Below are 22,110 nucleotides of genomic sequence, written 5' to 3'. Positions count from 1 at the left end.
TTTCAGGAAATCATAGTTTAACTGCAAATCATTAACTTGTAGTCCTAAATTGAAAGTATGAAATTCGTCAATAAATTGAATGCCATTCAGAAGCTTATTTTAAGCCTTTTTTTGGGTGTTTTAATGTTTTTTATTACTAAAAATGAATTACCAGATATAACCGTACGCTGCATAAATAGTTGGGATATTTTTTGCTTTTTATTCCTCACTTTGAATTGGATTACCTTCTGGACCGTAAAACACAGACAAATCCGTGCCGAGGCAAGCATTCAAAATGTAAATAAAATTGCAGTATTTGTAATTGCCCTTGTAACAACTATTTTAGCCATGGGATTGGTTTTGAAGATGTTGTTGGACAAAAGTGTTTCTTACCGGGGCATGTCTTATACCTTATTCAGTGCCATTGCAGGATTATTGTTGTCCTGGATTCTGGTACACACTGTTTTTACTTTGAGATATGCGCATTTGTTTTATGCCAATCATGAAGATGATAAAAGCAAACATGCCGGCGGTCTTGATTTTCCTAATGAATTACATCCTGATTTTGTTGACTTTGCTTATTATTCCTTTGTAATCGGAATGACTTTTCAGGTTTCGGATGTAACAGTTACTTCCAAAAACCTGAGACGATTGACCTTGTTTCATAGTTTGCTGGCCTTTGCTTTTAATACTATCGTTGTTGCGCTGACGGTAAATGTGCTTGCCGGATTGTCGAAGTAAGATTTCCATAAAGTCATTAAAATCAAATCAATTATAGCTCAGACAAAAAAAATAGCCTTCCTTTTAAAGGAAGGCTATTTTCTAAATAAAAAACTTAATTATAATCTTTCAATTACAAGTGCGCTTGCACCACCGCCACCATTACAAATTCCGGCAGCACCTATTTTTGCATTATTTTGTTCCAAAACATTCAACAAAGTAACAACAATACGCGCGCCACTTGCACCTAAAGGATGGCCTAAAGAAACTGCACCGCCATTTACATTAACTTGCTCCGGTTTCAAATTCATCAGATTACAGTTAGCCAGGCCAACCACACTAAATGCTTCGTTCAACTCGAAGAACTCAACATCTTCCATTTTCAGACCGGCTTTAGCAACTGCTTTCGGCACTGCTTTAGACGGAGAAGTGGTAAACCATTCAGGAGCTTGTTCTGCATCTGCATAACCACGGATAACCGCCAGTGGTTTCAACCCTAATTCAGCAGCTTTCTCACGGCTCATTAAAACTACCGCAGCAGCACCATCATTCATGGTAGAAGCATTTGCAGCAGTTACAGAACCACCTTTTGTGAAGGCAGAATTCAATTGAGGAATTTTATCAAATTTCACGTTGAAAGGTTCTTCATCTTTAGAAAAGACAACCGGATCGCCTTTACGTTGAGGAATTTCAACAGGGACGATTTCATTTTCAAATTTACCGCCGTTTACAGAAGCCTGGCTGCGTGTATAGCTTTCGATAGCAAATGCATCCTGTGCTTCGCGGCTGATGTGCATTTCAGCTGCAGTATTTTCAGCAGCATTACCCATCGGATAATTATGATAAACATCAGTCAAACCATCTTTAGCAAGGCCGTCAATCATTTTAATATCGCCATATTTATTGCCCCAACGCATGTTAGGACTGTAAAAAGGAACATTACTCATACTTTCCATACCACCTGCAACAACAACTTCAGCATCGCCCAGCATAATAGCTTGTGCACCTTGCATGATAGCCTTCATACCGCTGGCACAAACTTTGTTTACAGTAGTGCAATTCACCGTATCAGGTAAGCCTGCAAATTTTGCAGCCTGACGTGCAGGAGCCTGACCCAGGTTGGCCTGCATTACAGAACCCATTAAAACATCCGTAACTTCTTTTCCTTCTAATTTAATTCTTTCCAAAGCACCTTTGATAGCAATAGCACCCAGTTGGGTAGCTGAAAAATCTTTTAACGATCCGCCCCAGCTTCCTATCGGAGTGCGCACAGCAGATACAATGACTACTTCTTTCATTTGAGAATATTTTTAAAAACGCGTCAAATGTAGGCATTTAATGAACGTAAGTTCATTGACGCAGGCAATAGTGGTATCAATAATTTAAGCAACGCCATGATAAGCATTGATTTATGTAGTGCAGCGAAGCACATTAATTGACCAAAGTCATCGGGTAGGAGAGATGATTAAATTGTCGCATGGTTAAAGTATCATAGCGTTCAAATATTGATTACAATATCTCAATATTGTATCATTGCCGTGGTGGGTGTCCCACCCACCAATTCTGATACTAAAGAATTGTCTGAATATTCGTCAATAAATTAAATTCATCAACACCGGTTGTATAATATTTTGCCGAAGAGAATAAATATTCATCATAATATTCAACAAGGTTCCATCTTTTTGAAATCGGATTTTTGTGGATATAATCCATTTTTTGAATAATAACTGCTCTTGAAAACATGGGTATTCCTAAGGAATCTCTTTGCCAAAATTGATAGACTTTTTCTTTTGTACCAACGAAATACTGGCTTAGTTTTTGTGGATTAGTATTCTGTAAATGCTTTTTGAACTGATGTGCCGTGAATTTCAGCAATGAACCCATTGGGGACTCTTTACCATTACTACCAAACATTTCCCATATCAGATGAATATGATTTGGCATAATTACAAATCCATAGACCTCAATCAGATTTTTGGATTTCAAATATTGTAATGAACTGATTATTTCCATCTTCAAGGAATCATCCATTAAAAGTAAATTTCAGTTATGAATGGTAGCAGTCCAAAAATAAAGGTTGTTATAATCTAAAGTAGATTTTCGCCTGTGATTGCCTGTATACATGATAGTTGAAGATATGATTTTTGCTTCAAACATTCGTATATGTTAGATGGTGGGTGAGACACCCACCACGGCAATAGCGTTCAAATATTGATTACAATATCTCAATATTGTATTTATTCAACAGTCCTGCAATGCCCGGCATGGCAAATCGTGCTTTTTTATGTTTGTTCTTTTCCAGATCAATGGAATAATTATTGGCAGTAGTAAAATCTGCCTTTTCGATATTGGTGTTTTCAAAAATGGCCTGAAGCAAATCGCAATCTTGAAATACAGAACCTGAAAAATCACTATCGGTAAAATCTACTTCCTGCAAACTGCAATTTTTAAAAATAACCTTCCTGGGTTTTGTCTGATAAAAAGAAGCGAGTTTAAGCTGGCAATTTTCAAAATTAAAGGAAAGTCCAAACGGATTACAATGCTCGAAATGCAGGCCAAGCATTTTACAATCCCTGAAAGCAATATTCCTTAAAGCTGTTTTTGTAAGCTTTACTATGCTGAGATTGCAACTTATAAAAGTGCATTCCTGAAACTGAATGTTACTTAAATCTGAATTGGAAAAATCGCAATTTGAAAAAGTACAATATTCGTATTCACCGGTAGGTAATGGCTCTTCGATGTAGCTTATTTTATCGAAAGTCTTGTCTGATTCGAATATGGATTCCATGTGCCGCTGTTTATAAAGCAGACAAAAGTACAATTCATTCTTCTTTTCGTTGTAGGTAGTAAGGCTGAATAAAGGCCAGAATGTTTTGAAATTAGAATCTCATAAAAAGAATGGTCAACTTTTAAAAAGTTGACCATTCTTTTTTGTTTTTAAAAAGCGTTGTTTACTAATGGTATTTCTATTTCAATTTAAACTTCGAAAGCATAATATCTGCTGTTTGCAAAGCGCCCTCTACCCAGCCTTGTGCGTCAGAATAGGCTTCGCCGCAGATATACATATTGCTGTCATCAAGCGGCTTCGTAATTTTCTCTCTTACTTCCCAGCTTTTTACACCAATATTCCAGCTGTTCCAGCCACCGCCAAAAGGATCCTGGCCCCAATCGCGGAAGGCAGCATTCTTAACTATCGGTGTATGGCTTAGACCATGCATAACCTGCAGTTGTCTTGCGACTTCCATAACCATTGGTACAGGAGCCTTGTACTGGAACCAGGTAAGCTTTGTATTTTTTCCGGCCGCTTCACCTTCAAAAGGATTGTCAATTTTTGTCAGTTTCAAACCTTTCTCCCATGCCTCGCTGCGTCTTGGTCTTAGGCCGTCCCAGAAGCCGATATTGTTACCATCATCATAGCTGGCTAAAAGCATGGATTCACCCGATGTGGCAGGACTGCCGTCATTCTTAGGCCAGTAATAAGTCTGGCGCACAGGCATATCCGTTACGCTTCTGCCCGATTGCACCGGAACAAATGTGCCTGCTTCATTGGTATAACCTGCAGAAAGCCACCAGGGATTTGCATAAGTGGTGAAAAGCTTGAATAATGGACGTGGTGTTACACTGCCTATAAGGTTTTCAATACGTTGAAGTTCCGGACAAGTCGGTTGCAACAAATCAAGCGAACGGCGTGGCATCGCCAGAATAATAGAATCGGCAATAACCGTTTGCTTTTCAAACGTAAGATGAAACTGGTTTTTGACTTTTATAAAACTATCCAGTTTTGTATTCAGTCTTATTTCGCCGCCAAGTTTTTCAAAGAAAGCAGCCAATGTTTTAGGCACTTCCTGAAATCCTTTTTTAAAACCTTTGTATTCGGGTGTAATGCCAAAATCAGTCAGGAACCATGGAATTGCGTCGGCAGCATTCCAGTTAGCCAAAGTAGAATTATATCCGCCTGCATCCATTCCATATTGATAAGCTTCTCCGCTTATAACTCTGTACAATACATTCCAGAAACCTTGCTTGTATAACGGCGTACCTGCGAAACTCGCTTCCTGAGCCATTTTACGACGTTGTTCTTCTGTAAGCTTCGGATTGGTAATGCCCGGCACAATTTGCTCAATAGCGTTGACAATTACACCGCCAGGCGAATTCCCTTTTTCAAGGAAAGCAAGTTTATAAGGTACTTTGTCAGGATGTGTGGTATAATCTGCAAGGCGCAGATAAACACCTCTTAAATAAGCAATGTTTTGAGGCTCATCTACCGGAAAATCATACAATTCTATTTGTTGATTTTTGGGTAATGCAGCATTCAGATCCTTTAAAAGCCCGACAATCAGCGGTTGTGCATTTTCCAGAATGCGCATGCCGCCAAGTTCCGCCACCATATCAGGAATGTTGGGAGGCGTTACCGAAAGCAATCTGCCGCCGATATGATCCCAGCCTTCGAACACAACGATTTTCTTGGCAGGATATTTTTGTTTTAGTTTCCAGGCACTGTAAACGCCCGACACGCCACCGCCTATAATAGCGATGTCAATGGTTTCATTTTTCATAATGGTTATTTGTGTTTTGGTTTGGTAATAATAATTAAGGTAAAACAGGAACATTGGCAGGAATAGCCGGAGTAGCGCCTTTTGCAAGTTTTAAAGGTGCCGCCTCTTTGTGAAAAATATCCAATGCCGGTTGTAATAAATAACGTTTGTAAACCTCGTCTGTACTTTTGGCACCCGGTGCAGGCGTATCCTGAGCGGTGCGCATATCAAGAATATACGATTTACCTTGTGTCAGTACAAAATCAACACCCCTGTAAACCGCTTCCTTAACGGCTTTTGGATCGCTTACGACTTCACCGTCTTCACCACCAAAAGCTTTTGCAAGCGAAACAAAGTTGAATTGCGGACGATTAATAGTCAGGTATTCGGGTGTGGTTGTTTTAGGTTGCCATTCATAGCCTGGTGCAGAGCCATAAGCGCCGATAACTTGTTGCAACCCTAATTGTAAAGTATGGTATTCCTGGTTATTGGTAATAATGTAAAGAATGGCCAGTTTGCGATGTGCCGCAGTCCAATAAGTCTGAGGATAGAAAAGCGATGAGCCGTCTCCGACTGCGTTTACCACTAATTTTGTTTCAATGCCCTGTATTGCTTGTGGTTCCAGTTTAATACCCAGCGATGCGGGCATAGACCAGCCCAAAGAACCGCCGGCCACGCAATAATAGCTGATAGGTTTGGCCGCTTCTGTTCCAAGCGGTAATAAGAATTGAAAAGGTGCTCCGTCAGAGACGGCTTCATGCACGTACACAAATTTGTTTTCCAGTTCTTTTTCCAGAATGGCTTCTCTTAAAGCGTCTGCTATCAGTACCGCCCATATTTCCTTTTGCTGTAAAGCTGTCTTTTTGTAGTCTGCCCACATAACATCGCGTTTACCCGCAAGTACTTTCAGGTTTTTATTTCGTGCATCAGCGCCTTTTGAACCTTGTTCTTTTACAAGCTCATTAATCAGCGGAAGCGTTGCTTTGATATCGCCGAAAACGGCAGATTCACCATAGAAGTTTTTAGCAATATCCCATGTATTATTAGTAAGATAAACCTGTTTTACATGATTAGGGATCAGCGGCCCGTCGGAATATTTAAACACGGCCAGCTGTGCCTGTGCGCCAAAGCCAATCAGGAAGGCCACATCGTGTTTGTCAAATACCTGTTGTATGGCTGCCTGGCTTCCCGGCAGTTCTCCCTGCCAGTGATAATCATTGTTAGGGTAATTGGCAAGGCTGCTGAACGTTTGCAGACAGACAGGTGCGCCCAGTAATTCGGCAAGCTCCTGCAACTCTTTCCATGCATCTGCATAGCCAACTGCATCGCCGGCTATGATAATAGGATTCTTTGCATTGGCAAGCAATTCAGCCGATTGCTTAATTGATTCAGGATCGCCGGTGAAATGGGAAGATATTTTTGTAATGCCTTTCAGGCGATCGTTATCTCCTATTTTACGCATGGTAAATTCCCAGGGAATAGAAATGAATACCGGTCCGTTAGGCGGCGCCATTGCTTCTTTAAACGCACGTTGCAGTACCAACGGAATTTCTTCCGGTGTACGGACTTCATGTGCCCATTTAGTATATTGTTTGGCAAGATCAACAAGATTAGAAGCAAGTAAAGGTTCTTGTGTAACTAACTCATTCTGTTGCTGGCAGCATAAAATGACCAATGGCGTTTGTGAGCGGCAGGCATTGAAAAGATTGCCGATGCTATGTGCTATGCCGGGTGTAACATGCACTACCAGAATGCCCGGCTTGCCTGTCATACGCGCAGAACCCATCGCTGCACCGATGGCAATATTTTCATGTAAGCATTCAATATAACTTACTTCGTTTTCAGGATAGGAAGTGCCGTCTATAATTGGTATTTCATTAGTACCCGGTACTCCGAAAATATAATGAATGCCGAGGTCCTTTAATGCATCGAAAACATAATCGCGTGTCCAACGGGGCGTAGAAGTGCTTTGGGCCGCATTTGGTGAGGCTGGTTTGAGTGTCATGGTGATGGTGTGTTTGGTTAATAAATGTTGTTAGATGTTTTTAAACAAATAATATATTTTATTTATTAGCACAAAATAGTAATCTTTTGAAACAAAGCAAATAACAGAGGATGGGGAAATTTCCCCTTTTTTAGAAAAGCCGTTAACAGAAGTTCAATGAACAATTCTGAAATCACAGCACAAAAAAAATAGCACTTCTATGAAAGAAGTGCTATTTTAAACTATTTACTAACGACTGAATTTTTATTTTCTGCCCATCATACCACCCATTCCAGGAGGCATTCCCATTCCCGGCATACCCATGCCCATTCCTTTGAATTTGTTCATTTGTTTCATCATGCCGCGCATCTGCTCAAATTGTTTCATAAAAGCATTCATCTCTGAAATGTCTTTGCCTGCACCTGTTGCAATACGTTTGCGACGCGCAGGATTTATCAAATCAGGATTACGGCGTTCGGCAGGTGTCATGGAGTCAATCATGGCTTCAATGCCTTTGAATGCATCGTCGCTGATGTCAATATCCTTGATAGCTTTACCAACACCCGGAATCATGGCCAACAAGTCTTTGATGTTACCCATTTTCTTGATTTGTCCCAGCTGTGTTTTGAAATCGTCGAAATCAAATTTATTAGCACGTATTTTCTTCTCAATCTTTTTGGCTTCCTCTTCATCAAACTGGTCCTGAGCACGCTCTACCAAAGAGATGATATCACCCATGCCCAAAATACGCTGCGCCATACGCTCAGGATAGAAAACATCCAGCGTGTCCAGCTTTTCGCCCATGCTCACAAACTTGATAGGCTTCTCAACGGTGTATTTAATCGTTAAAGCCGCACCACCACGCGTATCACCATCCAGTTTCGTTAAAACAACACCGGTAAAATCCAGACGATCGTTGAAGGCTTTGGCTGTATTCACCGCATCCTGTCCGGTCATGGAATCTACCACAAACAAGATTTCTTTCGGGTTGACTGCTTTTTTGATATTGGCAACCTCGGTCATCATGGCTTCGTCAACCGCCAGACGGCCTGCCGTATCTATGATGATAACATTATTGCCGTCCTGCTTCGCTTTCGCTATCGCATTCAAAGCAATCTGAACTACATCTTTATTTTCAGGCTCGCTGTAAACAGGCACTTTGATTTGCTCGCCCAATACATGTAACTGATTGATAGCCGCAGGACGGTAAACGTCGCCTGCTACCAATAAAGGTTTTTTGTTCTTTTTTGAATTAAGATAATTGGCCAGTTTACCGGAGAAAGTTGTTTTACCCGAGCCTTGCAATCCTGCAATCAGGATGATAGTTGGTTTTTCAGATAAGTCAAGCTCTACTTCTTCACCACCCATCAATTCAGCCAGTTCGTCTTTTACGATTTTGACCATCAACTGACCGGGAGAAACGGAAGTCAATACCTTTTCACCTAATGCTTTTTCCTTTATCCTGTCGGTAAGGTCTTTGGCAATTTTATAGTTTACATCGGCATCAACCAATGCACGACGAATTTCTTTTACCGTAGAGGCTACGTTGATTTCAGATATACGGCCTTCACCTTTCAGCAGTTTAAAGGCCGAATCGAGCCGTTCACTAAGATTATCAAACATTTCTTTAGCTTAAAATTTTGGAGGGGCAAAGGTAATTAAAATGTTGTATGTATTTACAGATGAAAAAACAGATTTTACTTTGGCCGGATGCATTAAATTATATACCATTTAACATCTCATCACATCAGAATTGGATAATTGTATTAATTTTAAAGCCAAATGCTGATAAACGGCTGTTCAGCAGTATTTCATTCTTTATTTATAACATTTTTTACCCATTCATGAATAGAAAGCAAAGCATTGCCGACAGTGCCTTAGCGCTTTTTGCCGAACGAGGTTACGAAAGCACTTCCACCCAATTGATTGCCAAAGCCGCCGGAGTATCAGAAGCATTGATTTTTAAACATTTTGGAAATAAAGAAAAATTACTGGCTTTTGTCATTAAAGAGGGCTATAAACGTATCGTGGAGCACAACCGCGGCATGTTTCAGGATAAAGAACCTTTGGATTTTATATACACTGTTATAGAATTGCCTTACAAGCTTGTTTGGGAAGAACCTCAATTTTGGGAGTTACAATATCGTTTACTGGACATGGAAATTTCCATGAATCAGCATCAACGGTTTATGCAGCCTTTACATGCCATGCTGGTTAAGGCTTTTAAAGATTTGAAATATGAATTTCCTGAAAAAGAGACAGAGTTGATGCTGGTTTTTGTAGAAGCATTCTGGAAATATCTGATTGCGCACAGAGATGATAAGAAAAATAAATATCTGGAGATGCAACAATTTTTTAAGTCCAAATATCCGGCCGCCAAATAACCATTCCAATTTCTTAAACAAATAAATGGCCAACATAAGAACATTAAGTAGAAAGAAGCATATTGCATTAGTTGCCCATGACTACAGGAAAGCAGATTTACTGGATTGGGTTTCTGCAAATAAAGATATTCTTGCGCAGCATACTTTGTATGCTACAGGTACTACAGGCAAAATGATTGAAGAGGCTTTGCATTTGCCTATAACAAAATTCCTGAGCGGGCCGTTGGGCGGCGACCAGCAAATAGGAAGCCTTATCGCAACAGGACAGATTGATATGATTATCTTCTATTGGGATCCGATGAATGCGCAACCACACGATACCGATGTAAAAGCTTTATTGCGCCTGAGCGTTACCTGGAATATATTATTAGCCTGCGACAGAACCACCGCTGATTTTATTATTACATCTCCGTATATGAATAGTGAGTATCAACGTATCATGCCGGATTATACAGATTATTTGAGCAGGGATATTCATGAGAATGAATAAACCGAAAATGTTCTGATTGTTATTAATTGCAGCTAAATAAGAACCTTTGTAAAAAGGTTCTTATTTTTATTCCAAACCAACAAAAATGCAATCATCTTTTTTCATCAGCGGCCAATATGTTGACATCCTGAACCGTACCGTTTTTCCTGCAAATATTCAGGTTGAAAACGGTAAGATATTATCTGTCGAAAAGGTAGAAAAAGCAGATGATCATTATATTTTGCCGGGTTTTATTGATGCGCATATCCATATTGAAAGCTCCATGCTGGTGCCGACTGAATTTGCTGCTATTGCCGTAAAGCACGGAACAGTCGCAACAGTCAGCGATCCTCATGAAATTGCCAATGTATGTGGCATTGCAGGCGTTGATTATATGATTGAAAACGCAGGTCATTCTCCTTTGAAGTTTAATTTTGGTGCGCCTTCCTGTGTGCCTGCTACCACTTTTGAAACCGCTGGTGCTGTAATCGATTCCAATGATATTAAAGCCTTGTTACAAAGGAAAGAAATAAAGTACCTGACCGAAATGATGAATTTTCCGGGGGTATTGTTTGAAGATAGGGAAGTTATGTTGAAAATAGCTGCAGCAAAAGCTTTGGGAAAGCCTGTAGACGGCCATGCGCCGGGTTTGCGTGGGAAAGATGCATTCAGGTATGCTGCTGCCGGTATTACAACAGATCATGAATGTGTCAGCATTGAAGAAGCTAATGATAAACTTGCGGCCGGTATGAATATTCTGATTCGCGAAGGAAGTGCGGCAAAAAATTATACAGCGTTGGCGCCTTTATTGAAAAGCCACCCCGGTAAAATTATGTTTTGCAGTGATGATAAGCACCCTGATGAATTGTGTAAGGGGCATATAAATTTATTGGTAAAAAGAGCTGTGGCCGAAGGTTACGATTTGTTTAATGTACTATATGCGTCTTGTATTTTGCCTGTGCTGCATTATGGCCTGGATGTTGGTTATCTGCTTGAAGGACAGGCCGCCGATTTTATTGTGGTGAAAGATCTGAAAGAATTTGAAATAGAGCAGGTATACATTGATGGTAGCCTGATTGTAGAAAATAATAAATCGTTTATTGAAACGACACCTGTAAAACCCATTAATCATTTTTCTATCAGCCCTTTAAAGCAGGAGGATTTTCAGCTGAAATCAAAAGATAGAAATGCTGAAACCGCTTCCTGCAAAATCATAGATGCTTTAGACGGACAATTGATTACAAATGCGTCTGAGGCAATATTAAAGGTTGCTGACGGGAATATTATAACAGACATCCGACAAGATGTTTTAAAAATCGGTGTGGTCAATCGTTATAATTCCGCTCCGGTTTCAATGGGTTTCATCCGTAATTTCGGATTGCAGAGAGGTGCGATAGCAAGCAGCGTGGCGCATGACAGTCATAATATTGTTTTTGTTGGCGTGGATGACAATGCCATTTGCGAAGCGGTGAATGCAATTATTGATTGTAAAGGTGGAATCAGCATCTGTGATGGGACAGCGACAGATGTGATGCCTTTACCTGTAGCCGGGTTGATGAGCGATAAAGATGCTTTTACTGCTGCTGCGCAGTACGAAAAGATGGACAAAGCAGCTAAAGCATTAGGAAGCAAGCTTACAGCGCCTTTCATGACTTTATCTTTTATGGCATTGCCTGTTATACCTTCTTTGAAAATTACAGATAAAGGTTTATTTGATGTAGATAGATTTGATTTTGTAACATTATAATGAACTTCTTGCAGAAGTCATATTAGCTCGTAAATATTAACTATTTTTGAGACTGATTACCATTTAAGCCAATATGAAACACTTTATTGCATTTATTTTAATACTGTTTCTTCAGTTTGAAGTACATGCCCAAGGCGCCCTTAAAGATGTGCCTGTAAATCTGACTGAAAAAGAAAAACCCGTTTTCCCCGGTGGCGAACGTGAGTTGAGGAAATATCTTGCCCTGAATCTCAGATATCCTAATGCTGCATTGGAAAATAAAGTGGAAGGCTATGTCATTCTTTGTTTTAAGATTAATGTTGAAGGAAAAGTGGAAGATATAAAAGTTTTAAAAGGCCTGGGTTCGGGGTGCGATGAGGAAGCAATAAGGGTGGCCAGAAAGATGCCACATTGGGAACCTGCGCATAAAGATGGAAAAGCCATTGAAGTGGTGTATTATTTACCTATTGATTTTGAATTACCTTCCGGTTCTGATTAAAACTTCAAAATAATGAAATGCCTGTTTTTAAAATATGGACTTTGTTTGTTCCTGCTGTTACAAGCAGGAATTTGTTTTTCACAACAGGAAAAGCAATCTGCAGAAGTGTATACAACAGCGGAGCAAATGCCATCATTTCCGGGTGGCAAAGATGCCATGAGCAAATATATAAGGAGGCATCTGCGCTATCCGAAATCAGCTATGAAAAATGCGGTTCACGGTAAAGTGGTGGTCCGTTTTGTGGTGGAAGCGGACGGCAGCATTACACATACTGAAATCATAAGCAGCCTTGATGCAGCTTGCGATAAGGAAGCATTGCGCGTTGTAAGCGGGATGCCAAAATGGGATCCCGGCATGCAAAACGGCAATTTTGTTGCCGTTTATTATAATTTACCCATTACTTTTGCGATGTTTTAAATTATGAATTCTTGTTGCATTGTCATGAAAACTATTTTCAGTTTATTTTTATTATCATGTTTATCCCTTAATACCTTTTCTCAAGTTAACTCCGGCTCCAATACTTATAAACCTGTTGGACGAAAGGACACAGGTATTATGGGTAAAATTTTTTCTGCTGTGGATGAACTTCCTGAATTTATGGGTGGACAGCAAGGTCTTATGAATTATTTATCCAGTAGTATAAGATACCCTGCCGATGCCCGCGAAAAAAATAAAGAAGGACGTGTTGTTGTTAAATTTGTGGTTTGTACAGACGGCTCTCTCTGCAATGAAGAAATTGTAAAAAGCGTTGATTCTAGTATGGATCAAGAAGTATTGAGAGTAGTAAAAGCTATGCCAAACTGGAAACCGGCAAAACAAAATGGCCAGGCTGTTAAAACATATTACACTTTACCGGTTACCTTTAAGCTCCGGGGACAAGCAAGAGATACCAGCTTACCTGACGCCAGGGAATATTTAGTAAAAAAAGAAGAACCTCAATCTACGGAGCCGGAAGAGAAAATTTTTTATTCTGTGGAGCATAGTGCAGAATTTCCTGGAGGTATGGAAGCATTGCAAAAATTTTTAAATTCACATTTGAAATACCCAGTAGGAGCCAGAGAAGATGGGCTTGCCGGAAGAGCTATCGTTCAGTTTGTTGTAGATAGAGATGGTAGTATTAAAGATATAGTTTTGGTGCGAGATGTGCCCAATTCGGGTTTTGGAAAAGAAGCGGTTCGTTTAGTTAATTCTATGCCAAAATGGAAGCCGGGAACTCAAAATGGGCAACCCGTACGTATGTATTATACAATGCCAGTAACCTTTAAGTTGGATAGATAATCTGAATTTTCAACAAAAATGCCTCACAATATTTTAGAAAAATTTTCCGGTCTGCATGTCGTCGTTGTTGGCGATGTGATGCTTGATGTGTATCGTTGGGGTGAAGTGGAACGTATTTCGCCTGAGGCGCCGGTCCCTGTGGTAGCCATCCACAAATCGGAAAGCCGTTTAGGTGGCGCTGCCAATGTCGCCTTGAATTGTAAATCGCTCGGAGCGAAAGTTACGCTTGCCAGTGTAATTGGTGCGGATGATGATGCAAAATTGTTATTGAAGCTTTTAGGAGAACAAGATATTCAGGCCGATTTGGTTCAACAAAGCACAGACAGGGTTACTACCACTAAAACACGTATCCTTAGCCGCAACCAGCAAATGGTGCGACTGGATGCGGAAAAAAGCGATGATCTGAACATCAGAGACGAACATGCATTCATTGATGCTACACTTCGTTTCCTGCAAATCCAAAAGCCTGATGTGGTTATATTTGAAGATTATAACAAAGGCGTTTTAAAGGAGAATATTATCGATAAAATTATTCGCCATTGTAAGTCATTAGGTATTTTAACAGCTGTTGATCCGAAGCTCAAAAACTTTCTGGCATATAAAAATGTAGATATTTTCAAGCCTAATCTTAAAGAAGTAAGAGAAGGCCTGCACATTCCTTTGCAACAGATAAACGAAGCGTCGATGAAGGAAGTGCATGAACTTCTGAATAAGCATTTACAGCATCATATTTCTTTCATTACTTTGTCCGACAAAGGTGTTTATTTTAATAATGGTACGGAAAGCAAGATCATTCCATCGCATCACAGGAACATTGCTGATGTAAGTGGAGCAGGCGATACAGTCATTGCGGTAGCTGCTATGGTTTATGCGCTTACCGGAGATGTGGAGCTTATGGCTGAATGGTCCAATATTGCAGGTGGCCTTGTATGTGAGGAAGTTGGCGTTGTGCCCATCAGCAAAGAAAAATTATTAAAGGAACTGGGGAAGATTTAATGATGAATTTAATATCTGATATCTAACATCTAATATCTCAAATCTAACATCTAAATAAAAAATGTCTTTAATTACAGTAGGAACAATGGCTTTTGATGCTATTGAAACACCATTCGGAAAAGTAGATAAAATCATTGGCGGATCTGCAACTTATGTTGCCTGGGCTGCATCTAATTTTTATCAACCCATCAAACAGGTATCAATTGTCGGCGGTGATTTTCCGTCCGAAGAATTTGACCAATTAGCAGCGCGCGGCGTTGCTTTTGAGGGAGTTGAAATTGTAAAAGAAGGTAAATCTTTCTTCTGGAGCGGTAAATATCATCTGGATATGAATAACAGAGATACATTGGTTACCGATTTGAATGTATTGGAACAATTCAATCCTCAAATGCCGGAAAGCTATCAGGATTGCGAATACCTTATGTTGGGTAATCTTTCGCCTGCTATTCAGCAGAGCGTTATCAACCAACTACGCAATCGCCCTAAGCTGATTGTTATGGATACCATGAACTTCTGGATGGACATAGCTTTGGATGATTTGAAAGCAACATTGAAAATGGTAGACGTGCTGGTGGTAAATGATGCCGAAGCACGCCAGTTGTCTGAAGAATTTTCTCTGGTAAAAGCTGCTAAGAAAATCATGGCAATGGGGCCTAAATACCTTGTAGTTAAGAAAGGGGAACATGGCGCTTTATTATTCCATGAAGATAAAATTTTCTCTGCGCCAGCCTTGCCATTGGAAGTTGTATTTGACCCGACGGGTGCCGGTGATACTTTTGCCGGAGGCTTTATAGGACATATTGCTCGTACGGGTGATATTTCATTTGAAAACATGAAAACAGCTATCATTGTAGGCTCTGCAATGGCTTCTTTCTGCGTGGAAAAATTCGGCCCGGAAAGAATGAAAGAAATTTCAAAAGAGGATATAGCAATGCGTATGCAGGCTTTTGCAGAATTGGCTAACTTTGAAACTGCAACTGTTTAATAATAATATAATTTCAATACCGCTGATATTCCCTTAGTTTACGGCCTCTTTAGGAATGTTGGCTTTTAGTAATTTATTTAAGAAATACAATTTAAGAAATGCTACACAAAACAAAAATTATCGCAACCGTTGGGCCTGCTTGCGATACATTCGAAAAATTATTGGGCCTTGTAAATGCAGGTGTCAATGTTTTTCGTCTGAACTTCTCGCATGGTACTTATGAAAAACATGCGGAAGTAGTCAGTAATATTAAGAAGATAAATGACGAATATCCTTTCAATATCGCTATTCTGGCCGATCTGCAAGGACCTAAACTCAGGATTGGGGACATTAAGGATGGCTCTTTGATGTTACATAAAGAGGATATCATCACTTTTACTAACATCAAAGCGGAAGGTACAAAAGATGGCCTTTACATCTCTTATCCTAACTTTCACAAAGATGCAAAAGTGGGCGAAAGCATTTTGCTGGATGATGGTAAAATTGAAACCAAAGTTGTGGAAATTACAGCAGATGGCCTGGTGAAAGCAATGGTTGTAAATGGTGGGCTGTTGTTGCCAAAGAAAGGAGTAAATCTTCCCGATACACAAATATCTATTCCTTCTCTTACCGAAAAAGATCTTGCAGATCTTGATTTTATTGTAGGACAGGGTATAGATTGGATTGGCCTTTCGTTTGTGCGTAAGCCGAATGATATTCTTGATTTAAGAAACCGTTTAAAAGAAAAAGGTAGTCTTGCAAAAATTATTGCAAAGATTGAAAAACCGGAAGCGGTCGAGCATTTACGCGAAATCATTTTAGCATCTGATGCAGTAATGGTTGCCCGTGGTGACTTAGGTGTTGAAATGCCTGTGGAGAAAATTCCGATGATTCAGAAGGAAATTGTACGGAAATGCATTCACAGAGCTAAACCTGTTATTATCGCTACTCAGATGATGGAAAGCATGATAGATCGTACACGTCCTAACCGAAGCGAAATTACAGACGTTGCAAATGCCGTTATGGAAGGTGCTGACGCGGTAATGTTGAGCGGTGAAACCGCTATGGGCGCACATCCTGAGTTGGTTGTTCAGACTATGGTTAATATCATTCGTGAAGTAGAAAAAGAAGAAACGGTATATAACAGAAATCTTATTCCACAGCCGCATTCACCTTCTTTCCTGAGTGATGCGCTTTGTTATAATGCCTGTAAAATTGTAGAGGATGTGCATGCCGATGCATTGATTGGTATGACGCAAAGCGGTTATACCGGATTCATGCTTTCCAGCTTCCGGCCGCATGCTGCATTGTACGTTTTCACTAAAACACAAACCCTGATTAATCAGTTAAGTTTGAGTTGGGGTGTACAGGCTTTCTACTATGATAAGGAAGAAGGTATGGACGACATCATTAAAGATCAGGTTGATTTCTTAAAAGAGAAAGGCTTGGTAAAAGTAGGAGATGTTGTTGTAAATACAGGAAGCACACCGGTTAGCGAGCATTTGCCTACCAATATGTTGAAGATTACGAAAATAGCGTAATACTCATTGTTATGTAATTTTTGATTTAGTTGCAAAGGCATGGCATTAGTCATGCCTTTGTGTTTTTTTGTTAGATGTTTTTTTGTTAAATTGTTGCATTTATGTTTAATGATAAACGCGTATCAAAATCACAAGTTTATTATGGTGCGCAGAAAAGCAATTAACCATAGAACAGTTACTCAATCTGATGCTTGCGGTTCTGCAATACATTTTCCGGATTCCAGACAATAATTTGTTCAAAGGGATGCTGACGCACCGGACAATTTTCAAGCTGACAAATCTTGCAGGAAAAAGATTCGCAGCCATCCACATGCACAAATAGTTCTATAGCATCACCAAACTTGTTTCTTATAAGATGGTCGAGGCTTTCGATTTCATGATGGGCCTCTTTTACAGTAAAATACCAGGGTAGGGTAAGATGTCCGTCCAGATGTAAAGTACTGCCATATTGAATCATCCGGAGATTATGCAGGTCGGTCCATTCAGGTTTTCTGTTGGTTTGTAAATAGCTTATCAGTTCTTCCAGCAGAGCAAGGTCAGCTTCGTCCATGATACCTGCTAAAGATTTGCGTAATACTCTGTAACCCGTAACCAGAATAATAACAGCAAAAATCATGGCTACAGTGGCATCGAGCCATGCCCAATCTGTTATCATCATCAAAATCAAACCGATAATAATGCCAACGGTAGAATAAGTATCGGTGCACAAATGCCTGCCGCCCGCTTCCAGCGTTGCAGATTTTACCTTTTTGCCATGACTGATGGCATATTTTCCCACGATAAAATTTATCAAAGCTGTTAAAGCTAATAAAGCAAGGCCCCAATCAAGGCGCTGCAAAGGTTTGGGTTTGGCAAGATTAGTGGCTGCTTCATAAATGATAATGAGTCCCGCCACAAAAATCATTGTACCCTCAACGGCTGCTGAGATAAACTCTGCCTTACCATGACCATAAGGATGGTTCTTATCTTTTGGTTTTTGTGCCAGCCAGATACTGTACCAGCCAATCAGACCGGTAGCTACATTCACGGTGCTCTCCATCGCATCTGTAAAAACTGCAACAGACTTTGTCCAGTACCAGGCTATTATTTTAATAATAAATAACAGTATGGCAAGAAAAGCAAGGTTTCTTTGCAGTTTGATGGATGTAGTCATTAATTACTAAATTATTGAGATAGTCCGGTGTTTAATCTCAGCATATTGACCAGACCTGCCAAAGCCTGTTATAGACGCGATTGTAAAGGTATTGTACTAAAATATGGAATCGCAATTCAGGATGGAATATTTTTCTTTCTAAACAGTAAATGCAAGGCCGAAGCCATGCAGGCGCCCAGGCCGGATGTAATGGCGCCGATTAACGCAGTTACGACAATCATAAGTATATAAGAAGGTAAATGAAATAACATCGCCATTTTAGAACTGAGAATATGTTCATTGGCCATATCCGTTTGAATGCTCATGAAGGCATAAGCAATAGCAGTTCCTAAAGCTGCCGCAAGAAATGCTTTGCCGCCTTTCATTGGTAGCAGCAGGATGATTATAAAAGAAAGCAGCATGCAAATCCACCAGGGCATAACCATTACGGCAAAATAGGAGGTGATTGCTGCAAGTAATAAGACAAGGATAAATCGCATCATGCCGTTATGAAAATTTATTATTACAGCAAGTTAATCCAATTTTGGTTTCTTTACTGCAATTTTGTGACTGTAAATGAAAACTATCACTTCTTTTTTTCAGTTAATCAGATGGCGCAACCTTATCATTGTGTTTTTGACGCAATGGTTTATCTGGCAATGCGTTATTCATCCAATGGAAGGCTGGGCACAGGTTTCGGTGTTTCTTTCCGTACAGTATTTTTTGTTGCTGAGTTTGTCAACTTTACTGATTGCAGCTGCAGGTTATATTATCAATGACTATTTTGATGTGAAAATCGATGTTATCAATCGCCCTGAAAAAGTTATTGTAGATAAAGTTATCAGCAGGCGTGCTGCAATATTATGGCATAGCTTTTTTAATGTTGCCGGGTTTTTACTGGCATTTTATCTTGCACGGGAAATGGGTAATTACTATGTAGTAATTATTCAGTTGGCCTGTACTCTATTGTTATGGTTCTATTCCACCCATTTCAAGCGTCAATTTGTAATAGGCAATGTGGTAGTCGCTTTGCTGACAGCCTTAACGGTTCTGATATTGGCAGTATATGAGCCCGCCCTTTATTCCTTCATAAGTTTTGACTTATTTTTAAAAATAGATTCCAGGTTATTGGTCAATCCATTCGGAGTAATTGCAGTTTATACCTATTTCGCATTTATGCTGACCTGGATGCGTGAGATTGTAAAGGATATGGAGGACTTTAAAGGTGATGCGGAAGATGGCTGCGTTACCATGCCCATCAAAATAGGATTGCAAAAATCAATGCGTCTTGTTGTTTTTTTTGGGTTGATTACTATTTTACCATTACTTATTGCAGCCATAAAGCTTTGTTCAGGCTCATGGTCTGTATTAGGTATTTATATTATTTTAATGTTAATTGTGCCATTAGTCGTCTGGCTATGGTTTTTGCCCCGAAAATCAACAGTACAGCATTATGGCAAGGCAAGCAGGTATCTTAAGTTTATCATGCTTTCCGGTATTGCATCCTTATTGATTTATTATTGGTTGCAGTATTAAGTTGCATCAAGTATTTAGTACAATTCTAACATTTAATATTTAACAATGTCCAGCATCATACTCGCCTCACAATCGCCCAGAAGAAAGCAACTATTAGAACAGGCAGAACTTACTTTTGAAATAAAAACAGCACACGCCAATGAGGATTTTCCTAAAGACATGGAATCCGATCTTGTGCCCGGATTTATTGCCGGGAATAAAGCTGTCGCAGTTTTGGAATCTCTGAAAGAAAATCTGACGGATGAAACAATTGTTATTGCAGCAGATACGGTCGTTATTCTCAATGGTGAGATTATTGGCAAACCTTCAGATAGAGCTGATGCCATCCATATCCTGAAAAAATTATCGGGTAAGGTTCATAAAGTGGTTACGGGCGTGGTGCTGCAATCTTCCGGAAGAAAGGAATCTTTCAGTGATACAACTTATGTTCATTTTCTTCCTCTGACGGATGCCCAAATTGAGCATTATGTGGATAAATATCAGCCTATGGATAAAGCGGGCGCTTATGCCATTCAGGAATGGATTGGACTGATTGGTATTGAAAAAATTGACGGAGACTTTTATAATGTGATGGGATTGCCGGTAAATAAAGTCTTAGCTGCTTTAAAACGCTTTGGATAAATTGGAAAATGTAAATAATTGTTAAAAAAGTAGTTGCACCCACATAATAAATGCTATTGTAGGTGCAACTATTTTTTTTCATAATCAATCATGTATCAGGATATTTCCTGTCATTTCTTTTGGAATATCAATACCCATGTACTTGAGCATTGTCGGCGCAAGGTCGCCTAATTTGCCGGAATCCAGTTTTCCCTTATAGTCATTTGAAATAAAGAATAAAGGCACAAGGTTTAAGGTATGTGCTGTATTGGGCGTGCCATCTTCATTTACAATATAATCGGAGTTGCCATGATCTGCGGTAAGGAAAATGCCATACCCTTTTTCAAGAGCCAAAGGTACAATCCGGGAGACACAATGATCAACCGTTTCGGCCGCTTTAACGGCCGCTTCCCAAACACCTGTATGTCCCACCATATCCGTGTTTGCAAAATTGAGGCAAATGAAATCTGCAGTTTGGTGTTCTATTTCCGGCAAAATGGCTTCGGTAATTTCATTGGCGCTCATTTCCGGTTTAAGATCATAAGTAGGCACATCCTTTGGTGAGGCACGCATGATACGCGTTTCACCTTCAAACGGTTCTTCTCTGCCTCCTGAGAAAAAGAAAGTAACGTGTGGATATTTTTCCGTTTCTGCTATTCTTATTTGTTTGAGGTGATTTTTGGAAATAACCTCGCCAATTGTATTGTTCAGGTTATCATTAAAGAAAATGACGTTTACATTTTTAAAAGTATGGTCATATTCCGTCATGGTTACATAGTGCAGTTGCAATGGCTGCATGCCTTGTTCCGGAAACGCTTTTTGGGTTAAGACCGCCGTAATTTCGCGGCAGCGGTCGGTCCTGAAATTGAAACAGATAACAGCATCACCATCCTGAATAGTCGCTACAGGATGCCCGTTTGCGTCTGTTTTTATAATAGGTTTAATAAATTCGTCCGTAATATCGGCTTCATAAGATTGCGCAATGGCATTTATCATATTGGAAGTTGCCACGCCGGTTCCATGTACCATAGCATCATAAGCCAGTTTTACCCTTTCCCAGCGCTTGTCGCGATCCATAGCATAATATCGTCCGGTTACCGAAGCCAATACGCCATTAGTATTCTGCAGGTGTGAATCTAAATCTTTGATGAAATTTAAGCCACTTTTAGGGTCAGTATCCCGTCCGTCCGTAAAAGCATGCACGGCATATTTCTGTATTCCTGCCTCTTTTGCATAATCGCAAAGAGCTTTGATATGATTGATATGAGAATGTACGCCGCCGTCGCTCACCAAGCCAATAAAGTGCAACACCTTATTATTTGCCTTGCAATAGTCGAATGTATCTGTTAAAGTTTTGTTTGATTTTAAAGAATTATTTCTGATGGCAACATTAATGCGTTCCAGTTCCTGATATACGATTCTTCCGGCACCGATATTAAGGTGGCCAACTTCCGAATTACCCATCTGACCTTCAGGAAGTCCTACGGCTTCACCGCAGGTTATCAGTTCCGAATTCGGATATTTTTCATAAAGTCCTGATACAAAAGGCGTATCAGCATTCGCTATGGCATCGGCTTTCCTGACTTTGCCGTGTCCCCAGCCGTCCATTATAATTAGTATAGCTCTTTTCTGTTTCATGTTTGCAAAGGTAATAAAGGTTTATATGCATAAAGAATGACAAATGGCCAAAAAGAATATTTTGGAAAACGGCCTTTTTTGTCCATTTTTGTGCATGACCATAGTAGAAATATCAACTATTTTGCATAG

Annotated in this window: 21 protein-coding genes; 12 read left to right on the top strand and 9 right to left on the bottom strand. The window is 39.9% G+C overall.

The genetic code is table 11. The features are described from left to right. The first annotated feature begins 57 nt into the window (after positions 1-57). Complete coding sequence (locus F0919_RS02990; protein ID WP_150031229.1) at positions 58-720, top strand: DUF1345 domain-containing protein; 663 nt, start codon at positions 58-60, stop codon at positions 718-720. A 98-nt stretch (positions 721-818) separates the two neighbouring features. Here F0919_RS02990 and F0919_RS02985 read toward each other — a convergent pair whose 3' ends face one another. From F0919_RS02985 to ffh, 6 genes are all read right to left on the bottom strand, one after another. Then, positions 819-1,997, bottom strand: coding sequence for an acetyl-CoA C-acyltransferase (locus F0919_RS02985; RefSeq protein WP_150031228.1), 1,179 nt, complete (start codon positions 1,995-1,997; stop codon positions 819-821). A gap of 271 nt (positions 1,998-2,268) precedes the next feature. Further along, positions 2,269-2,730, bottom strand: coding sequence for a transposase (locus F0919_RS02980; protein ID WP_150031227.1), 462 nt, complete (start codon positions 2,728-2,730; stop codon positions 2,269-2,271). Between the two features lie 184 nt (positions 2,731-2,914). After that, positions 2,915-3,487 carry a pentapeptide repeat-containing protein gene (locus F0919_RS02975; RefSeq protein ID WP_150031226.1) on the bottom strand — a complete coding sequence of 191 codons (573 nt, stop codon included), beginning with the start codon at positions 3,485-3,487 and terminating at the stop codon, positions 2,915-2,917. Between the two features lie 178 nt (positions 3,488-3,665). Next, positions 3,666-5,255: a flavin monoamine oxidase family protein gene (locus F0919_RS02970; RefSeq protein ID WP_150031225.1), complete on the bottom strand. Its 1,590-nt coding sequence runs from the start codon at positions 5,253-5,255 to the stop codon at positions 3,666-3,668. A 34-nt stretch (positions 5,256-5,289) separates the two neighbouring features. Then, positions 5,290-7,239, bottom strand: coding sequence for a thiamine pyrophosphate-binding protein (locus F0919_RS02965; RefSeq protein ID WP_150031224.1), 1,950 nt, complete (start codon positions 7,237-7,239; stop codon positions 5,290-5,292). A 243-nt stretch (positions 7,240-7,482) separates the two neighbouring features. Further along, complete coding sequence (ffh, locus tag F0919_RS02960) at positions 7,483-8,841, bottom strand: signal recognition particle protein (RefSeq protein WP_150031223.1); 1,359 nt, start codon at positions 8,839-8,841, stop codon at positions 7,483-7,485. A gap of 221 nt (positions 8,842-9,062) precedes the next feature. Here ffh and F0919_RS02955 point away from each other — a divergent pair, with 221 nt between their 5' ends. From F0919_RS02955 to pyk, 9 genes are all read left to right on the top strand, one after another. Further along, positions 9,063-9,602, top strand: coding sequence for a TetR/AcrR family transcriptional regulator (locus tag F0919_RS02955; protein WP_190277239.1), 540 nt, complete (start codon positions 9,063-9,065; stop codon positions 9,600-9,602). A 25-nt stretch (positions 9,603-9,627) separates the two neighbouring features. Next, a complete protein-coding gene (locus F0919_RS02950; RefSeq protein WP_150031221.1) occupies positions 9,628-10,092 on the top strand; it encodes a methylglyoxal synthase in 465 nt (154 codons plus the stop codon). 85 nt (positions 10,093-10,177) lie between these two features. Then, positions 10,178-11,818, top strand: coding sequence for an adenine deaminase (ade, locus tag F0919_RS02945; RefSeq protein ID WP_150031220.1), 1,641 nt, complete (start codon positions 10,178-10,180; stop codon positions 11,816-11,818). A gap of 73 nt (positions 11,819-11,891) precedes the next feature. After that, positions 11,892-12,296, top strand: a complete 405-nt coding sequence (locus tag F0919_RS02940) for an energy transducer TonB (protein WP_150031219.1) — start codon at positions 11,892-11,894, stop codon at positions 12,294-12,296. 12 nt (positions 12,297-12,308) lie between these two features. Beyond that, entirely contained in the window at positions 12,309-12,713 is a 405-nt protein-coding gene (locus F0919_RS02935; RefSeq protein WP_150031218.1) for an energy transducer TonB, read from the top strand. Positions 12,714-12,737: 24 nt separating this feature from the next. Next, positions 12,738-13,574 carry an energy transducer TonB gene (locus tag F0919_RS02930; RefSeq protein WP_190277238.1) on the top strand — a complete coding sequence of 279 codons (837 nt, stop codon included), beginning with the start codon at positions 12,738-12,740 and terminating at the stop codon, positions 13,572-13,574. Positions 13,575-13,592: 18 nt separating this feature from the next. Continuing rightward, positions 13,593-14,570, top strand: coding sequence for a bifunctional heptose 7-phosphate kinase/heptose 1-phosphate adenyltransferase (locus F0919_RS02925; RefSeq protein WP_150031216.1), 978 nt, complete (start codon positions 13,593-13,595; stop codon positions 14,568-14,570). A gap of 61 nt (positions 14,571-14,631) precedes the next feature. After that, on the top strand, positions 14,632-15,555 hold the full coding sequence (locus F0919_RS02920; RefSeq protein ID WP_150031215.1) for a PfkB family carbohydrate kinase: 924 nt from the start codon (positions 14,632-14,634) through the stop codon (positions 15,553-15,555). Between the two features lie 98 nt (positions 15,556-15,653). Beyond that, positions 15,654-17,075: a pyruvate kinase gene (pyk, locus tag F0919_RS02915; RefSeq protein WP_150031214.1), complete on the top strand. Its 1,422-nt coding sequence runs from the start codon at positions 15,654-15,656 to the stop codon at positions 17,073-17,075. A 175-nt stretch (positions 17,076-17,250) separates the two neighbouring features. Here pyk and F0919_RS02910 read toward each other — a convergent pair whose 3' ends face one another. Both F0919_RS02910 and F0919_RS02905 read right to left on the bottom strand, forming a co-directional pair. Beyond that, positions 17,251-18,228, bottom strand: a complete 978-nt coding sequence (locus F0919_RS02910) for a cation diffusion facilitator family transporter (RefSeq protein ID WP_150031213.1) — start codon at positions 18,226-18,228, stop codon at positions 17,251-17,253. Between the two features lie 116 nt (positions 18,229-18,344). Beyond that, on the bottom strand, positions 18,345-18,710 hold the full coding sequence (locus tag F0919_RS02905; RefSeq protein WP_150031212.1) for a hypothetical protein: 366 nt from the start codon (positions 18,708-18,710) through the stop codon (positions 18,345-18,347). Positions 18,711-18,783: 73 nt separating this feature from the next. Between F0919_RS02905 and F0919_RS02900 the strand changes: the two genes are divergently transcribed. Together F0919_RS02900 and F0919_RS02895 are read left to right on the top strand one after the other, a co-directional pair. Then, a complete protein-coding gene (locus F0919_RS02900) occupies positions 18,784-19,743 on the top strand; it encodes a geranylgeranylglycerol-phosphate geranylgeranyltransferase (RefSeq protein ID WP_150031211.1) in 960 nt (319 codons plus the stop codon). 45 nt (positions 19,744-19,788) lie between these two features. Beyond that, entirely contained in the window at positions 19,789-20,364 is a 576-nt protein-coding gene (locus F0919_RS02895; RefSeq protein ID WP_150031210.1) for a Maf family protein, read from the top strand. 84 nt (positions 20,365-20,448) lie between these two features. On the opposite strand, the gene gpmI is transcribed toward F0919_RS02895, so the two are convergent. Further along, positions 20,449-21,981 (bottom strand): 2,3-bisphosphoglycerate-independent phosphoglycerate mutase, encoded by a 1,533-nt coding sequence (gpmI, locus tag F0919_RS02890; protein WP_150031209.1) that lies wholly within the window; start codon positions 21,979-21,981, stop codon positions 20,449-20,451. Positions 21,982-22,110: the final 129 nt, after the last annotated feature.

It is taken from the genome of Taibaiella lutea, assembly GCF_008629695.1.
GTDB lineage: Bacteria > Bacteroidota > Bacteroidia > Chitinophagales > Chitinophagaceae > Taibaiella > Taibaiella lutea.
Note: the sequence above shows the minus strand (reverse complement) of the source record. Positions and strands in the feature narration are given on the sequence as shown.

Excerpts from the sequence above, each read along its gene's own strand:
- F0919_RS02990 (WP_150031229.1), top strand. The coding sequence starts at position 58 with ATGAAATTCGTCAATAAATTGAATGCCATTCAGAAGCTTATTTTAAGC.
- F0919_RS02985 (WP_150031228.1), bottom strand. The coding sequence starts at position 1,997 with ATGAAAGAAGTAGTCATTGTATCTGCTGTGCGCACTCCGATAGGAAGC.
- F0919_RS02980 (WP_150031227.1), bottom strand. The coding sequence starts at position 2,730 with ATGGATGATTCCTTGAAGATGGAAATAATCAGTTCATTACAATATTTG.
- F0919_RS02975 (WP_150031226.1), bottom strand. The coding sequence starts at position 3,487 with ATGGAATCCATATTCGAATCAGACAAGACTTTCGATAAAATAAGCTAC.
- F0919_RS02970 (WP_150031225.1), bottom strand. The coding sequence starts at position 5,255 with ATGAAAAATGAAACCATTGACATCGCTATTATAGGCGGTGGCGTGTCG.
- F0919_RS02965 (WP_150031224.1), bottom strand. The coding sequence starts at position 7,239 with ATGACACTCAAACCAGCCTCACCAAATGCGGCCCAAAGCACTTCTACG.
- ffh (WP_150031223.1), bottom strand. The coding sequence starts at position 8,841 with ATGTTTGATAATCTTAGTGAACGGCTCGATTCGGCCTTTAAACTGCTG.
- F0919_RS02955 (WP_190277239.1), top strand. The coding sequence starts at position 9,063 with ATGAATAGAAAGCAAAGCATTGCCGACAGTGCCTTAGCGCTTTTTGCC.
- F0919_RS02950 (WP_150031221.1), top strand. The coding sequence starts at position 9,628 with ATGGCCAACATAAGAACATTAAGTAGAAAGAAGCATATTGCATTAGTT.
- ade (WP_150031220.1), top strand. The coding sequence starts at position 10,178 with ATGCAATCATCTTTTTTCATCAGCGGCCAATATGTTGACATCCTGAAC.
- F0919_RS02940 (WP_150031219.1), top strand. The coding sequence starts at position 11,892 with ATGAAACACTTTATTGCATTTATTTTAATACTGTTTCTTCAGTTTGAA.
- F0919_RS02935 (WP_150031218.1), top strand. The coding sequence starts at position 12,309 with ATGAAATGCCTGTTTTTAAAATATGGACTTTGTTTGTTCCTGCTGTTA.
- F0919_RS02930 (WP_190277238.1), top strand. The coding sequence starts at position 12,738 with ATGAAAACTATTTTCAGTTTATTTTTATTATCATGTTTATCCCTTAAT.
- F0919_RS02925 (WP_150031216.1), top strand. The coding sequence starts at position 13,593 with ATGCCTCACAATATTTTAGAAAAATTTTCCGGTCTGCATGTCGTCGTT.
- F0919_RS02920 (WP_150031215.1), top strand. The coding sequence starts at position 14,632 with ATGTCTTTAATTACAGTAGGAACAATGGCTTTTGATGCTATTGAAACA.
- pyk (WP_150031214.1), top strand. The coding sequence starts at position 15,654 with ATGCTACACAAAACAAAAATTATCGCAACCGTTGGGCCTGCTTGCGAT.
- F0919_RS02910 (WP_150031213.1), bottom strand. The coding sequence starts at position 18,228 with ATGACTACATCCATCAAACTGCAAAGAAACCTTGCTTTTCTTGCCATA.
- F0919_RS02905 (WP_150031212.1), bottom strand. The coding sequence starts at position 18,710 with ATGATGCGATTTATCCTTGTCTTATTACTTGCAGCAATCACCTCCTAT.
- F0919_RS02900 (WP_150031211.1), top strand. The coding sequence starts at position 18,784 with ATGAAAACTATCACTTCTTTTTTTCAGTTAATCAGATGGCGCAACCTT.
- F0919_RS02895 (WP_150031210.1), top strand. The coding sequence starts at position 19,789 with ATGTCCAGCATCATACTCGCCTCACAATCGCCCAGAAGAAAGCAACTA.
- gpmI (WP_150031209.1), bottom strand. The coding sequence starts at position 21,981 with ATGAAACAGAAAAGAGCTATACTAATTATAATGGACGGCTGGGGACAC.